Below are 12,923 nucleotides of genomic sequence, written 5' to 3' on the forward strand. Positions count from 1 at the left end.
GATTTAGGAGAAAGTCCATGAAATTGCCGATTTACCTTGATTACTCAGCGACCACCCCGGTTGATCCGCGTGTCGCGCAAAAGATGAGTGAATGCCTGCTGGTTGACGGAAACTTCGGCAACCCGGCCTCCCGTTCCCACGTATTCGGCTGGAAAGCCGAGGAAGCGGTCGAGAACGCTCGTCGCCAGGTTGCTGACCTGGTGGGTGCAGACCCGCGTGAAATCGTCTGGACCTCCGGTGCCACCGAGTCCGACAACCTGGCAATCAAGGGCGCGGCGCATTTCTATGCGACCAAGGGCAAGCACCTGATCACCACCAAGATTGAGCACAAGGCTGTCCTCGACACCATGCGCCAACTGGAGCGTGAAGGTTTCGAGGTGACCTACCTCGAGCCAACCACCGACGGTATCGTCACCCCGGCCATGATTGAGGCCGCGCTGCGTGAAGACACCATCCTGGTTTCCGTGATCCACGTGAACAACGAAATCGGCACCATCAACGACATCGCGGCCATTGGCGAGCTGACCCGTTCCAAGGGCATCCTGCTGCACGTCGACGCTGCCCAGTCCACCGGCAAGGTCGACATCGACCTGTCGAAACTGAAAGTCGACCTGATGTCGTTCTCTGCCCACAAGACCTACGGCCCTAAAGGCATCGGCGCGCTCTACGTGAGCCGCAAGCCTCGCGTGCGTATCGAAGCCACCATGCACGGCGGCGGTCACGAGCGCGGCATGCGTTCGGGCACCCTGGCGACCCACCAGATCGTCGGCATGGGCGAAGCTTTCCGCGTAGCCAAGGAAGACATGGCTGCCGAAAACGTGCGCATCAAGGCCCTCAGCGATCGCTTCTACAAGCAGGTCGAGAACCTTGAAGAGCTGTACATCAACGGCAGCATGACCGCCCGTGTACCGCACAACCTGAATTTGAGCTTCAACTACGTCGAAGGCGAGTCGCTGATCATGGCGCTCAAGGACCTGGCGGTTTCGTCCGGTTCGGCCTGCACCTCGGCCTCGCTTGAGCCTTCGTATGTCCTGCGCGCCCTGGGCCGCAACGACGAACTGGCACATAGCTCGATCCGCTTTACGTTCGGCCGCTTCACCACCGAAGAACAAGTCGACTACGCCGCGCAGAAAGTCTGCGAGGCCGTCAACAAGCTGCGCGTTTTGTCGCCGCTGTGGGACATGTACAAAGACGGTGTCGATATTTCCAAGATCGAGTGGGCGGCACACTAAATATAGAAGCCGCCACCCAAGCTCTGTAGGAACGTGGCGGAAAACGCAGGCGTTTTTACAGGGTTCCAGAGCGGCCCTGATGAGTGAGGATTCAGTACCATGGCTTACAGCGAAAAGGTCATCGACCACTACGAAAACCCGCGCAACGTCGGCAAGATGAACGCGGAAGACCCTGATGTCGGCACCGGCATGGTCGGCGCTCCGGCGTGCGGCGATGTGATGCGCCTGCAGATCAAGGTTAACGAAGCTGGCGTTATCGAAGACGCCAAATTCAAGACATATGGCTGCGGTTCCGCCATTGCCTCCAGCTCCCTCGCTACCGAGTGGATGAAAGGCAAGACCCTGGATGAGGCTGTCACCATCAGCAACACCCAGCTGGCCGAAGAACTGGCCCTGCCGCCGGTGAAAATTCACTGCTCGGTACTCGCTGAAGACGCCATCAAGGCGGCCGTTCGCGACTACAAGCAGAAGAAAGGCTTGATCTAAGCATTTGGCGACGAGTAAGGAGTCAACGATGGCTATCAGCATGACAGAAGCGGCTGCGCAGCACATTCGCCGCTCCCTGAATGGGCGCGGTAAAGGTGAGGGGATTCGTCTGGGTGTTCGCACCACGGGCTGTTCCGGCCTTGCCTACGTGCTGGAGTTTGTCGACGAGGTGGTTGCGGAAGACCAGGTGTTCGAAAGTCACGGCGAGAAAGTGATTATCGACCCCAAGAGCCTGACCTACCTGGACGGCACCGAACTCGATTTCGTCAAGGAAGGGTTGAACGAAGGCTTCAAGTTCAACAACCCCAACGTGCGCGGTGAATGTGGCTGCGGCGAAAGCTTCAACATCTGAGGCTATTCGTGGGTACTCCTTGTCATTTCGCTTTATTCGAGCTGCAGCCGAGTTTCCGGCTGGACCTCGAACAGCTGGCCACGCGCTACCGTGAATTGGCGCGTGGCGTGCACCCGGACCGCTTCGCTGACGCTTCCGAGCGTGAGCAACGCCAGGCCCTGGAGCAATCGGCCAGCCTCAACGAAGCCTATCAGACGCTCAAAAGCCCTCCGAAACGCGCGCGTTACCTGCTCGCGATGAACGGTGGCGAGTTGCCGCTGGAAGTCACGGTGCACGACCCGGACTTCCTGATGCAGCAGATGCAGTGGCGCGAAGAGCTCGAAGACTTGCAGGACGAAGCCGATCTGGCGGGTGTCGCGGTCTTCAAGCGTCGTCTGAAAACGGCCCAGGATGAGCTCAACGAAAGCTTCGCAGCCTGTTGGAACGATGCTGCGCAACGCGAACAGGCCGAACGCCTGATGCGGCGCATGCAGTTCCTCGACAAGCTCACCTACGAAGTGCGCCAGTTAGAAGAGCGCCTCGACGATTAACCCAGTGCTGCCCGTGATGCACGCCTGATAGACAGATAAGACCTGATTACCATGGCTCTACTGCAAATCGCCGAACCCGGCCAAAGCCCTCAACCGCACCAGCGTCGCCTGGCGGTGGGGATTGACCTGGGCACCACCAATTCCCTGGTTGCTGCCTTGCGCAGCGGCCTGTCCGAGCCGCTGCCCGACGCCAATGGCCAGGTGATCCTGCCGTCCGCCGTGCGCTATCACGCTGATCGCACCGAAGTGGGCGAGTCGGCCAAGCTGGCCGCGTCTACCGATCCCTTGAACACCGTGCTGTCGGTCAAGCGCTTGATGGGTCGTGGTCTGTCCGACGTCAAGCAATTGGGCGACCAGTTGCCGTACCGCTTTGTCGGTGGCGAATCCCATATGCCGTTCATCGATACTGTCCAGGGGCCGAAGAGCCCGGTGGAAGTGTCGGCCGATATTCTCAAGGTGCTGCGCCAGCGTGCGGAATCCACCTTGGGCGGCGAACTGGTGGGCGCGGTGATCACCGTTCCGGCGTATTTCGATGATGCTCAGCGTCAAGCCACCAAGGACGCGGCGAAACTCGCCGGCCTCAACGTGCTGCGCCTGCTCAACGAGCCGACTGCGGCTGCCGTGGCCTATGGCCTGGATCAGCACGCAGAAGGCCTGGTCGCTATTTATGACCTGGGCGGCGGCACCTTTGATATTTCGATCCTGCGCCTGACCGGCGGTGTCTTCGAAGTGCTGGCCACCGGCGGCGACAGCGCCCTGGGCGGCGATGACTTCGACCACGCCATTGCGGGCTGGATCATCACCAGCGCCGGCTTGTCGGCTGACCTGGATCCGGGCGCGCAACGCAACCTGTTGCAAACCGCCTGTGCGGCCAAGGAAGCGTTGACTGATGCTGCCTCGGTTGAAGTGTCCTACGGCACTTGGTCGGCTCCACTGACCCGCGAAGCCTTCGATGCGTTGATCGAACCGATGGTTGCCCGCAGCCTCAAGGCTTGCCGTCGCGCCGTGCGTGATTCCGGCATTGAGCTGGAAGACGTCGGTGCCGTGGTCATGGTGGGTGGTTCCACCCGTGTACCGCGCGTTCGCGAGGCCGTGGCTGAAGCCTTTGGTCGCCAGCCGCTGACTGAAATCGACCCGGATCAGGTAGTCGCCATTGGTGCTGCTATCCAGGCCGATACCCTGGCTGGGAACAAGCGCGATGGTGGCGAATTGCTGCTGCTCGACGTGATTCCGCTGTCCCTGGGCCTCGAAACCATGGGTGGCCTGATGGAGAAGGTGATTCCACGTAATACCACCATCCCCGTTGCCCGCGCCCAGGACTTCACTACTTACAAAGATGGCCAGACGGCCATGATGATTCATGTGCTGCAAGGCGAGCGCGAGTTGATCAGCGATTGCCGCTCCCTCGCGCGCTTTGAATTGCGCGGCATTCCGGCGATGGTCGCCGGTGCGGCGAAGATTCGCGTGACCTTCCAGGTCGACGCCGATGGCCTGCTCAGTGTCGCTGCGCGCGAACTGGCGTCCGGCGTCGAAGCCAGCATCCAGGTCAAGCCGTCCTACGGCCTGACCGACGGCGAAATCGCCAAGATGCTCAAGGACTCGTTCCAATATGCCGGTGACGACAAGGTCGCCCGCGTATTGCGTGAGCAGCAAGTGGATGCCCAGCGCCTGCTCGAAGCGGTGCAGGGCGCCCTTGAGGCGGATGGCGAGCGCCTGTTGGATGCCGAAGAGCGCATGGTCATCGACCTGCAAATGCAGGAGCTGGCTGAACTGATGAAAGGCAACGATGGTTACGCCATCGAGCAGCAGACCAAGCGCTTGTCGCAGGTCACGGATGCGTTTGCCGCCCGGCGCATGGATCAGACGGTGAAAGCCGCACTGGCCGGGCGCAACCTGAATGAAATCGAGGAATAATTAATGCCGCAGGTCATTTTTCTGCCACACGCCGAGCATTGCCCGGACGGTATGGTCGTGGAGGCTGAGACCGGCAAGTCCATCCTCGAAGTTGCCCATGACAACCACATCGAGATCGAAAGCGCCTGTGGCGGAGTGTGCGCCTGCACCACCTGCCACTGCGTGATTCGCGAGGGTTTCAACTCCCTGGAAGAAGCGGATGAGCTCGAAGAGGACTTTCTGGACCGCGCCTGGGGCCTGGAGGCGACTTCTCGCCTAAGCTGTCAGGCAAAGGTCGGAACTGAAGACATCACCGTCGAAATCCCGAAATATTCCCTCAACCATGCAGCCGAAGCGCCGCATTGATTCAAGGAAATGTCATGAGCCTGAAATGGGTTGATGTACAAGAGATCGCTATACAACTTGCGCAAGCTCACCCGGAGGTCAATCCTCTGACGGTCAACTTCGTCAAGCTGCGCAATCTGGTGATGGAGCTGCCGGACTTCGACGACATCCCCGACCGGGGTGGCGAAAAGGTTCTGGAGGCGATTCAAGGCCTGTGGATCGAAGAAGCAGACTGAACCGCCTTTTTACGCAGTTAGGCAATACCCAATAACCCGCGTATAATTCGCGGGTTTAATTTTTCGTAAATTACCGTTTCTGGAGTTACACCATGGCTGTTCAACGTACTTTCTCCATCATCAAGCCTGACGCTGTTGCAAAAAACGTCATCGGCGAGATCACCACTCGTTTCGAAAAAGCCGGCCTGAAGGTTGTAGCTTCGAAACTCAAGCAACTGTCCAAGGCTGAAGCTGAAGGCTTCTACGCTGAGCACAGCGCTCGTGGCTTCTTCGGTGACCTGGTTGCCTTCATGATCTCCGGTCCTGTTGTTGTTCAGGTTCTGGAAGGCGAAAACGCTATCGCTCTGAACCGTGAGCTGATGGGCGCTACCAACCCTAAAGAAGCAGCTGCCGGCACCATCCGTGCTGATTTCGCTGAGTCCATCGACGCCAACGCTGTACACGGTTCGGACTCCGAAGCCGCTGCTGCTCGCGAAATCGCTTACTTTTTCGCTGCTACTGAAGTAACCGCTCGCTAAGCATCGGCTTAAAGAGTGAGGGTGAATCCATGACTACATCGACTGTTAAAACCAACCTGCTGGGTCTGACTCAACAGGAAATGGAAAAATTCTTCGACTCAATCGGGGAGAAGCGTTTCCGTGCCGGTCAGGTAATGAAGTGGATTCACCACTTTGGCGTCGACGATTTCGACGCCATGACGAACGTCAGCAAGGCTTTGCGCGACAAGCTCAAGGCTATTGCTGAAGTGCGTGGTCCGGAAGTGGTCAGCGAGGACATCTCCAGCGACGGCACCCGTAAATGGGTGGTGCGCGTGGCGTCCGGCAGCTGTGTCGAGACCGTGTACATTCCCCAGGGCAAACGCGGCACCTTGTGCGTTTCGTCCCAGGCAGGCTGTGCCCTGGACTGCAGTTTCTGCTCCACCGGCAAGCAAGGCTTCAATAGCAACCTCACCGCCGCCGAAGTCATCGGCCAGGTGTGGATTGCCAACAAATCCTTTGGCAGCGTCCCGGCAACCGTCGACCGTGCCATCACCAACGTGGTGATGATGGGCATGGGTGAGCCGCTGCTGAACTTCGACAACGTCGTTTCGGCCATGCATCTGATGATGGACGACCTGGGCTACGGCATCTCCAAGCGCCGTGTGACCCTGTCGACCTCCGGCGTGGTGCCGATGATCGATGAGTTGTCCAAGCACATCGACGTCTCCCTGGCGTTGTCGCTGCACGCACCCAATGACGCATTGCGTAACCAATTGGTGCCGATCAACAAGAAGTATCCGCTTAAGATGCTGCTCGAGTCTTGCCAGCGCTACATGTCGTCCCTGGGCGAAAAGCGCGTGCTGACCATTGAGTACACCCTGCTCAAGGACATCAACGACAAGGTCGAACACGCGGTCGAGATGATCGAGTTGCTCAAGAACATCCCGTGCAAGATCAACCTGATTCCGTTCAACCCGTTTCCACATTCTGGCTACGAGCGGCCGAGCAACAACGCCATCCGCCGTTTCCAGGATCAACTGCACCAGGCCGGCTACAACGTCACCGTACGCACCACCCGTGGTGAAGACATCGACGCCGCCTGTGGCCAATTGGTAGGACAGGTGCTGGATCGCACCCGTCGCAGCGAACGTTATATCGCGGTGCGCGAACTGAGCGCCGCCGACGATATGCCACAAAGCGCTGCGAATCGAAACTGAGAGAGGATCTCTATGCCCTTGCGCCTTGCGCTGCTTTTACTGGTGACCGGCCTTGCGGCCGGATGTGTTTCATCGGGACATGAAAGCCCGTTGCAAACCGGTAAAGGCCGTGACGCGGCGCGAGTTGCCTATGTGCAACTGGGGTTGGGGTACCTGCAGCAAGGCATGAGCGAACAGGCCAAGGTGCCATTGAAAAAGGCCCTGGCGCTGGACAGCGACGATGCCGACGTCAACGCCGCATTGGCCCTGGTATTCCAGGCCCAGGCCGAGCCTGAACTGGCCGATCAGTATTTCAACAAAGCCCTGGCCGTCCGGCCTGCCGATCCGCGGTTGCTGAACAATTACGGCAGCTTCCTGTTCGCGCAGCAACGTTATGACCAGGCAGCCGTTAATTTCCAGCAAGCCAGCGCCGATACCCTCTATCCTGAACGCTCGCGGGTGTTCGAGAACCTTGGGGTGACCTCGATGCGCCTCGGCCAGCGCGACAGCGCACGCCAGCAACTGGAAAAAGCCCTGCACTTGAACGGTCGTCAGCCACGCGCGTTGCTCGAAATGGCTGAGTTGTCCTACGAAGACAGGCATTATGTGCCGGCACGTGACTATTACGAGCGTTTTAGCCTGCTCAGCGGGCAAAATGCACGTAGTCTATTGCTTGGTGTGCGCCTGGCGACGGTTCATGAAGAACGCGACACGGCCGCACGTTTTGGCCAGCAACTCGAACGACTCTATCCCGGTACGCCGGAATATCAGCAATACCTGTCGGAGCAATGATGAAAGCGGCGCACCCGGAAGTTGTAGCAGCTAATCGCGTAAACCCAGGCGACACCTTGCGTCAGGCCCGCGAAAGCAATGGTTGGTCGTTGGCGGAAGTGGCCCTCAAGCTCAATTTGACCACCACCTCCCTGGGCAACCTGGAAGCCGGCGCGTTCGACAAGCTGCCTGGGCATACCTTCGCCCGCGGCTACATCCGCGCCTACGCCAAGCTGCTGGGGATCGACCAGGCCGTATTGGTCCAGGAATTCGACCAGTTCACCGGCACCGACTCTCAGGGCAGCAATGTCCACGGCCTGGGCCGCATCGAAGAGCCGGTGCGGGTTTCCCACACGATTTTACGCATTGTCAGCCTGTTGCTGCTGATCGCTGTCATTGGCGGCGGGTTTGTCTGGTGGCAAGACCAGACCTCCCAGCGCTCCAAGGACCTGACCAGCAACGCCATGGAGCACGTCGAAGTCGAAAGCGCCGACGGCACCACCCAGATTCACCCGCTCGATGAGCCAGAGGACCAGGCTGTGGCTGAGAGCCAGGCCGCGCCTGAAGCGCCGGTTGCCACTGAGCCGCCAGCAGCAGAAACCGCACCTGCCGCAACCGCTGCCGTACCAGCACCTGCGACGCCGTCTGCACCGGCTCACACACCGGCAGCTCCGGCCGCCCAGGCGCACACTCCAGCGACTCCGGCGCAAGCGCCAGCGGCCCCAACGCCGGCCGCTCCGGCAGCGCCTGCGATTTCACCGCCTACCGCCCCGGCATTGATCGCGGGTGATGGGCGCGTACAGATCACCTTCATCGCTGACTGCTGGACGCAGGTCACCGATGGCAATGGCAAAGTGCTGTTTAGCGGTCTGAAGCGTAAGGGAGATACTCTTGACCAAGGCGGCAAGCCTCCTTTGACGCTGCGTCTGGGCTTTGCCCGTGGCGCGCAAGTGGCCTACAACGGCCAGCCTGTGGACGTGGCGCCGTTCACCAGTGGCGAGACCGCTCGCCTCAAGTTGGGACAATAGTCATGCACGGCGAATCTCCAATCAAACGTCGCGTATCGCGCAAGATCTGGGTCGGCTCGGTGCCGGTGGGCGGCGATGCCCCCATTGCGGTACAAAGCATGACCAACAGCGACACCAATGACGTGGCCGCCACCGTTGCCCAGATCAACCGTCTGGAAGCGGCCGGCGTGGACATCGTACGGGTATCCGTGCCGGACATGGACGCTGCCGAAGCCTTCGGTCGCATCAAGCAACTGGTCAAGGTGCCGTTGGTGGCCGACATTCACTTCGACTACAAGATCGCACTGCGCGTAGCCGAACTGGGTGTGGACTGCCTGCGTATCAACCCGGGCAACATCGGTCGCGAAGACCGTGTGCGTGCCGTGGTGGATGCGGCGCGTGATCGCGGCATTCCGATCCGCATCGGCGTCAACGCCGGCTCCCTGGAAAAAGACCTGCAAAAGAAATACGGCGAGCCGACCCCGGCGGCGCTGGTTGAATCGGCGCTGCGCCATGTTGAACACCTTGAACGCCTGAATTTCCAGGACTTCAAGGTCAGCGTAAAGGCCTCCGACGTGTTCATGGCCGTAGAAGCCTACCGCCTGCTGGCCAAGGAAATCGTGCAGCCGCTGCACCTGGGTATCACCGAAGCCGGTGGTTTACGTTCAGGCACAGTGAAATCTGCGGTGGGTCTCGGTATGCTGCTCGCCGAAGGGATTGGCGATACTATCCGCATCTCCCTCGCGGCAGACCCGGTAGAGGAAGTGAAGGTCGGTTACGACATTCTCAAATCCCTGCATTTGCGTTCCCGTGGCATCAACTTCATTGCCTGCCCGAGCTGCTCGCGGCAGAACTTCGACGTGGTGAAAACCATGAACGAACTGGAAGGGCGCCTCGAAGACCTGCTGGTGCCGCTGGATGTCGCGGTAATCGGTTGTGTGGTCAACGGCCCGGGTGAAGCCAAAGAGGCGCACATCGGCTTGACCGGCGGCACACCGAACCTGATCTACATCGACGGCAAGCCGTCGCAGAAGTTGACGAATGACAATCTGGTGGATGAGCTCGAAAGACTGATCCGCGAGAAAGCGGCCGAAAAGGTCGCGGCTGACGCAGCGCTGATCGCGCGCGGCTGATTGAACGAATTTAAGGATTTGATGTGAGCAAGTCTCTGCAAGCCATTCGTGGCATGAACGACATCCTGCCTGAGCAGACGCCCCTGTGGCGTTACTTCGAGAGCACTGTCGCGCGCCTGCTGGATAACTACGGTTACAAGCAGATCCGCATGCCGATCGTCGAGTTCACCGAGCTGTTCAAGCGCTCGATCGGTGAAGTGACCGACATCGTCGAAAAAGAGATGTACACCTTTGAGGACCGCAACGGCGACTCCCTGACCCTGCGTCCGGAAGGCACAGCCGCGTGCGTGCGCGCCGTGCTCGAGCATGGCCTCACCGGTGGCGGCCAGCCACAGAAACTCTGGTACATCGGCCCGATGTTCCGCCACGAGCGCCCGCAGAAAGGCCGTTATCGCCAGTTCCACCAGATCGGCCTGGAGGTGTTCAACCTCGACGGTCCGGACATCGACGCCGAGCTGATCGTGCTGACCTGGCGCCTGTGGGGCCTGCTGGGCATCCGCGACGCGGTCAAGCTTGAGCTCAACAGCCTGGGCACCAGCGAGTCGCGCGGTCGCTATCGCGAGGCCCTGGTCGAGTACCTGTCCGCCCACCTGGACAAACTGGATGAAGACAGCCAGCGCCGTCTGAAAACCAACCCGTTGCGCGTCCTTGATACCAAGAACGCCGACACCCAGGCCGTGCTGGTTGATGCACCGAAAATGGCCGACTACCTGGACGACGAATCCCGACTCCACTTCGAGGGCCTCAAGGCTCGCCTGGAGGCGGCCGGGATTCCGTACGTGATCAACCCGAAGCTGGTACGCGGCCTCGATTACTACAGCAAGACCGTGTTCGAGTGGGTCACCGACAAGCTCGGCGCCCAGGGCACCGTGTGTGCCGGTGGGCGTTACGACGGCCTGGTTGAACAGATGGGCGGCAAGCCGACCGCGGGTGTAGGTTTTGCCATGGGTATCGAGCGGCTGATCCTGCTGCTGGAAACCCTGGAGCAGGTCCCGGAAGAAATCTCCCGTCAGGTGGATGTGTACCTGTGCGCATTCGGCGAGGCGGCCGAACTGGCAGCCCTGGCCCTGAGCGAAAAGGTTCGCGACCAACTGCCGAACCTGCGCCTGCAGATCAATGCCGGCGCCGGCAGCTTCAAGAGCCAGTTCAAGAAGGCCGACAAGAGCGGTGCGCTGTATGCACTGATCCTCGGCGATGACGAGTTGGCCCAGCAAGTGATAGGTTTCAAACCCCTGCGTGGCCAGGGCGAGCAACAGAACATTGCCTTTGATGCGCTCGCCGCGCACTTGGCCACCTGCGTCGTGCAGGGTTGAAGCTGTCGAACAGCCGAATTTAGCGATTAAGGAGTATTGGGGTGTCGAGTACTGATGATGAGCAACTGGCCGAGTTCAAGGACTGGTGGCAGCGTAACGGCAAGCCCCTGGTTACTGGCGGCCTGCTGGCTTTAGTGGTGGTGTTCGGCTGGCAAGCCTGGACCAAGTATCAGGCCAACCAATCCCAGGGCGCCTCGATCCTCTATCAGCAATTGCTGGAAACCACGTTGACGCCTGACGGCAAGCCCGACCCTGCGCAAGTAGCGGATCTGGCCGGCAAGCTGAAGAACGAATTTGGCGGTACCACCTACGCCCAATACGGCAGCCTGTTCGTCGCGAAAGTCGCGGTCGACACCGGCAAGCTGGATGACGCAGCCACCGAGCTGAAGGCCATCGCCGACAAACCGACCAACCCGACCCTGGGTGAAATCGCACGTCAGCGCCTGGCTCAGGTATTGGCGGCACAGAACAAGGCTGACGAAGCACTCAAACTGCTCGACGGCGATGCTGACAAGGCATTTGTAGCCACTCGCGAAGAGCTCAAGGGCGACCTGTTGGTCCAATTGGGTCGTACCGACGAAGCCAATGCTGCGTACCAAAAAGCCAAGGCGGCGCTGTCTGATGAAGCAGCGGTCGGTGGCTTACAAATCAAGCTGGACGACTTGGCCAAAGGGGATGCGTGACGTGATCCGTTGGAAACATGCAGCATTGCTGGCTCTGGCCGTTCTGGCCGCGGGTTGCAGCAGCAACAGTAAAAAAGAACTGCCTCCGGCCGAGCTGACCAGCTTCAAGGAAGAAGTGGTCCTGCAAAAGCAGTGGAGCCGCTCCATCGGTGACGGTCAGGGCGACACCTACAACATGTTGGTACCGGCAATCGACGGTGACAACATTGTGGCCGCTGACGTGACCGGCGTCGTGATCTCCATGGATCGCATGAACGGCGACGTGAAGTGGAAGAAAGACCTCGAATTGCCTGTGTCCGGCGCCGTTGGCGTGGGTTATGGCCTGGTAATGCTCGGCACGCTCAAGGGCGAAGTCGTGGCGCTGGATTCCAGCACCGGTGAAGAGAAATGGCGCGCTCGCGTGACCAGTGAGGTTCTCGCACCGCCTGCCACCAACGGCGATATCGTCGTGGTGCAGACTCAGGACGACCGTGTGATCGGCCTCGACGCCAGCACCGGTGAACAGCGCTGGTTGTACGACAGCACCCCGGCGGTACTGACGTTGCGCGGTACCAGTGGTCCGATTGTGACCAACAATCTGGCCGTTGCAGGCCTGTCGACCGGTAAAGTGGTCGCCCTCGATACCCAGAACGGCGTGCCGGCCTGGGAAACCCGTGTGGCCATCCCGCAAGGTCGTTCGGAACTCGATCGCGTGGTCGACATCGATGGTGGCTTGCTGCTGTCGGGTGAAACGATCTACGTCGCCACTTACCAGGGCCGTGTAGCGGCGCTGGACCTGCAGAGCGGTCGCGTCAACTGGCAGCGTGATGCTTCCAGCTACGCGGGTGTCGCCCAAGGGTTTGGCAGCGTCTACGTCAGCCTGGCATCCGGCACCGTTGAAAGTGTGGATGAGCGCACCACCACTGCGCTGTGGAGCAACGACTCGCTGGCCCGCCGTCAACTGTCGGCACCGGAGGTGTTCTCCAGCTACGTGGCTGTTGGCGACTTCGAAGGCTACCTGCACCTGCTGAGCCAGGTGGACGGTCGCTTTGTAGGTCGTGAGCGTATCGACAGCGACGGCCTGCGTGCCCGTCCGCTGGTCGTGGGTAACATGCTTTATGTGTTTGGCAACAGCGGCAAGCTGGAAGCCCTGACCATCAAGTAAGAACTATGCTTGGGGTAACCCCCAGGCGGCCCCGTTTCGGCGGGGCATGCGGCATTTGAATATGCTGCCCCGAGCACCAGCCGCTGCCTTGCAGCGGCTTTTGTATTTTCTGAAATAACGAAG

15 protein-coding genes are annotated in these 12,923 nt (G+C 60.0%); all 15 read left to right on the forward strand.

Features of this window, described 5'->3' with window-relative positions; genetic code table 11:
• Nucleotides 1-17: 17 nt before the first annotated feature.
• The 15 genes from AC07OJ_RS28400 (at nucleotide 18) to bamB (ending at nucleotide 12,800) form a co-directional block, all read left to right on the forward strand.
• The gene (locus tag AC07OJ_RS28400) at nucleotides 18-1,232 is read left to right on the forward strand and encodes an IscS subfamily cysteine desulfurase (protein WP_017530022.1); all 1,215 of its coding nucleotides are present in this window, start codon (nucleotides 18-20) and stop codon (nucleotides 1,230-1,232) included.
• Nucleotides 1,233-1,331: 99 nt separating this feature from the next.
• Entirely contained in the window at nucleotides 1,332-1,718 is a 387-nt protein-coding gene (iscU, locus tag AC07OJ_RS28405) for a Fe-S cluster assembly scaffold IscU (RefSeq protein WP_003209682.1), read from the forward strand.
• Between the two features lie 28 nt (nucleotides 1,719-1,746).
• A complete protein-coding gene (iscA, locus tag AC07OJ_RS28410; protein ID WP_003175963.1) occupies nucleotides 1,747-2,070 on the forward strand; it encodes an iron-sulfur cluster assembly protein IscA in 324 nt (107 codons plus the stop codon).
• A gap of 8 nt (nucleotides 2,071-2,078) precedes the next feature.
• Nucleotides 2,079-2,600: a co-chaperone HscB gene (gene hscB / locus AC07OJ_RS28415; RefSeq protein WP_106802684.1), complete on the forward strand. Its 522-nt coding sequence runs from the start codon at nucleotides 2,079-2,081 to the stop codon at nucleotides 2,598-2,600.
• A 51-nt stretch (nucleotides 2,601-2,651) separates the two neighbouring features.
• Nucleotides 2,652-4,514 (forward strand): Fe-S protein assembly chaperone HscA, encoded by a 1,863-nt coding sequence (gene hscA / locus AC07OJ_RS28420; protein ID WP_495095662.1) that lies wholly within the window; start codon nucleotides 2,652-2,654, stop codon nucleotides 4,512-4,514.
• 3 nt (nucleotides 4,515-4,517) lie between these two features.
• The gene (gene fdx, locus AC07OJ_RS28425; RefSeq protein ID WP_015885743.1) at nucleotides 4,518-4,859 is read left to right on the forward strand and encodes an ISC system 2Fe-2S type ferredoxin; all 342 of its coding nucleotides are present in this window, start codon (nucleotides 4,518-4,520) and stop codon (nucleotides 4,857-4,859) included.
• Nucleotides 4,860-4,873: 14 nt separating this feature from the next.
• Nucleotides 4,874-5,074 (forward strand): Fe-S cluster assembly protein IscX, encoded by a 201-nt coding sequence (gene iscX / locus AC07OJ_RS28430; RefSeq protein WP_065908623.1) that lies wholly within the window; start codon nucleotides 4,874-4,876, stop codon nucleotides 5,072-5,074.
• A gap of 92 nt (nucleotides 5,075-5,166) precedes the next feature.
• On the forward strand, nucleotides 5,167-5,592 hold the full coding sequence (gene ndk, locus AC07OJ_RS28435) for a nucleoside-diphosphate kinase (RefSeq protein WP_060754319.1): 426 nt from the start codon (nucleotides 5,167-5,169) through the stop codon (nucleotides 5,590-5,592).
• A gap of 29 nt (nucleotides 5,593-5,621) precedes the next feature.
• Nucleotides 5,622-6,770 (forward strand): dual-specificity RNA methyltransferase RlmN, encoded by a 1,149-nt coding sequence (gene rlmN, locus AC07OJ_RS28440; protein WP_065908625.1) that lies wholly within the window; start codon nucleotides 5,622-5,624, stop codon nucleotides 6,768-6,770.
• A gap of 12 nt (nucleotides 6,771-6,782) precedes the next feature.
• Nucleotides 6,783-7,541: a type IV pilus biogenesis/stability protein PilW gene (gene pilW, locus AC07OJ_RS28445; protein ID WP_065908627.1), complete on the forward strand. Its 759-nt coding sequence runs from the start codon at nucleotides 6,783-6,785 to the stop codon at nucleotides 7,539-7,541.
• Complete coding sequence (locus AC07OJ_RS28450; RefSeq protein WP_262135482.1) at nucleotides 7,541-8,548, forward strand: RodZ domain-containing protein; 1,008 nt, start codon at nucleotides 7,541-7,543, stop codon at nucleotides 8,546-8,548. The genes pilW and AC07OJ_RS28450 overlap by 1 nt, the downstream gene beginning before the upstream one ends.
• A 2-nt stretch (nucleotides 8,549-8,550) precedes the next feature.
• A complete protein-coding gene (ispG, locus tag AC07OJ_RS28455; RefSeq protein WP_025859271.1) occupies nucleotides 8,551-9,660 on the forward strand; it encodes a flavodoxin-dependent (E)-4-hydroxy-3-methylbut-2-enyl-diphosphate synthase in 1,110 nt (369 codons plus the stop codon).
• A 23-nt stretch (nucleotides 9,661-9,683) separates the two neighbouring features.
• Nucleotides 9,684-10,973: a histidine--tRNA ligase gene (gene hisS, locus AC07OJ_RS28460; RefSeq protein ID WP_065908631.1), complete on the forward strand. Its 1,290-nt coding sequence runs from the start codon at nucleotides 9,684-9,686 to the stop codon at nucleotides 10,971-10,973.
• Nucleotides 10,974-11,014: 41 nt separating this feature from the next.
• A complete protein-coding gene (locus AC07OJ_RS28465; protein ID WP_065908632.1) occupies nucleotides 11,015-11,656 on the forward strand; it encodes a YfgM family protein in 642 nt (213 codons plus the stop codon).
• Nucleotides 11,649-12,800 carry an outer membrane protein assembly factor BamB gene (bamB, locus tag AC07OJ_RS28470; RefSeq protein ID WP_065908633.1) on the forward strand — a complete coding sequence of 384 codons (1,152 nt, stop codon included), beginning with the start codon at nucleotides 11,649-11,651 and terminating at the stop codon, nucleotides 12,798-12,800. The genes AC07OJ_RS28465 and bamB overlap by 8 nt, the downstream gene beginning before the upstream one ends.
• Nucleotides 12,801-12,923: the final 123 nt, after the last annotated feature.

The organism is Pseudomonas sp. GW821-FHT09C08 (genome assembly GCF_059418125.1).

Coding starts and splice junctions, on each gene's coding strand:
- AC07OJ_RS28400 (WP_017530022.1), top strand. CDS start 18: ATGAAATTGCCGATTTACCTTGATTACTCAGCGACCACCCCGGTTGAT.
- iscU (WP_003209682.1), top strand. CDS start 1,332: ATGGCTTACAGCGAAAAGGTCATCGACCACTACGAAAACCCGCGCAAC.
- iscA (WP_003175963.1), top strand. CDS start 1,747: ATGGCTATCAGCATGACAGAAGCGGCTGCGCAGCACATTCGCCGCTCC.
- hscA (WP_495095662.1), top strand. CDS start 2,652: ATGGCTCTACTGCAAATCGCCGAACCCGGCCAAAGCCCTCAACCGCAC.
- fdx (WP_015885743.1), top strand. CDS start 4,518: ATGCCGCAGGTCATTTTTCTGCCACACGCCGAGCATTGCCCGGACGGT.
- iscX (WP_065908623.1), top strand. CDS start 4,874: ATGAGCCTGAAATGGGTTGATGTACAAGAGATCGCTATACAACTTGCG.
- ndk (WP_060754319.1), top strand. CDS start 5,167: ATGGCTGTTCAACGTACTTTCTCCATCATCAAGCCTGACGCTGTTGCA.
- rlmN (WP_065908625.1), top strand. CDS start 5,622: ATGACTACATCGACTGTTAAAACCAACCTGCTGGGTCTGACTCAACAG.
- pilW (WP_065908627.1), top strand. CDS start 6,783: ATGCCCTTGCGCCTTGCGCTGCTTTTACTGGTGACCGGCCTTGCGGCC.
- AC07OJ_RS28450 (WP_262135482.1), top strand. CDS start 7,541: ATGAAAGCGGCGCACCCGGAAGTTGTAGCAGCTAATCGCGTAAACCCA.
- ispG (WP_025859271.1), top strand. CDS start 8,551: ATGCACGGCGAATCTCCAATCAAACGTCGCGTATCGCGCAAGATCTGG.
- bamB (WP_065908633.1), top strand. CDS start 11,649: ATGCGTGACGTGATCCGTTGGAAACATGCAGCATTGCTGGCTCTGGCC.